1 rRNA gene is annotated in these 1353 nt (G+C 53.1%); it reads right to left on the reverse strand.

From position 1 onward, the window contains the following. Window positions 1-1353: ribosomal RNA gene (locus A7D23_RS01835) — 23S ribosomal RNA — on the reverse strand; the annotation flags it as partial.

Here is a 1353-nt window from a genome sequence, read left to right on the forward strand (position 1 = left end):
GGCGAACAGCCCAACCCTTGGGACCTACTACAGCCCCAGGATGCGATGAGCCGACATCGAGGTGCCAAACCTCCCCGTCGATGTGAACTCTTGGGGGAGATAAGCCTGTTATCCCCAGGGTAGCTTTTATCCGTTGAGCGATGGCCCTTCCACTCGGAACCACCGGATCACTAAGCCCTACTTTCGTACCAGGTCGACTTGTTTGTCTCTCTGTTAAGCTCCCTTTTGCCTTTACACTCTTCGCGCGATTTCCATCCGCGCTGAGGGAACCTTTGGGCGCCTCCGTTACTCTTTAGGAGGCGACCGCCCCAGTCAAACCGCCCGCCTGACACTGTCCCCAACCCCGATTCAGGGGCCTAGGTTAGAACTTCAGTACAAAAAGAGTGGTATCCCACCGGCGGCTCCACCAATACTGGCGTACTGGCTTCCAAGCCTCCCACCTATCCTGTACATTTTATACCAAAATCCAATGTCAAGCTGCAGTAAAGCTCCATGGGGTCTTTCTGTCCTGTCGCAGGTAACCCGCATCTTCACGGGTATTACAATTTCGCCGAGTCCCTCGTTGAGACAGTGTCCAGATCGTTACGCCTTTCGTGCGGGTCGGAACTTACCCGACAAGGAATTTCGCTACCTTAGGACCGTTATAGTTACGGCCGCCGTTTACTGGGGCTTCAATTCAAGGCTTCGCTTGCGCTAACTTCTCCTCTTAACCTTCCAGCACCGGGCAGGCGTCAGCCCCTATACTTCTCCTTACGGATTTGCAGGGACCTGTGTTTTTGTTAAACAGTCGCCTGGACTATTTCTCTGCGGCTCTGTTGCCAGAGCACCCCTTCTCCCGAAGTTACGGGGTCATTTTGCCGAGTTCCTTAACGAGGGTTTTCTCGCGCGCCTTAGGATTCTCTCCTCATCTACCTGTGTCGGTTTGCGGTACGGGCACCACATTTCTCACTAGAGGCTTTTCTTGACAGTATGAACTATCCCGCTTCGCTACTTATTTTCGCTCCCCATCACATCTCACGGTTTAGCGCTGCGGATTTGCCTACAGCACCCACTTGATGTTTGGACGTGCATAACCAACAGCACGCTCAGGTCATCCTCCTGTGTCACCCCATCGCTCAAACGATTTATGGTGGTATTGGAATTTCAACCAATTGTCCATCGCCTACGCCTTTCGGCCTCAGCTTAGGTCCCGACTTACCCTGGGCGGACGAGCCTTCCCCAGGAAACCTTAGATTTTCGGCGGGAAGGATTCTCACCTTCCTTTTCGCATACTCATACCGGCATTCTCTCTTGTCACCACTCCAGTAAACCTTACAGTTATCCTTCTACGCTGTGACAATGCTCCCCTACCCA

This window comes from Dehalobacter sp. TeCB1, assembly GCF_001707455.1.
In the GTDB taxonomy this organism is placed as follows: Bacteria; Bacillota; Desulfitobacteriia; order Desulfitobacteriales; family Syntrophobotulaceae; genus Dehalobacter; species Dehalobacter restrictus.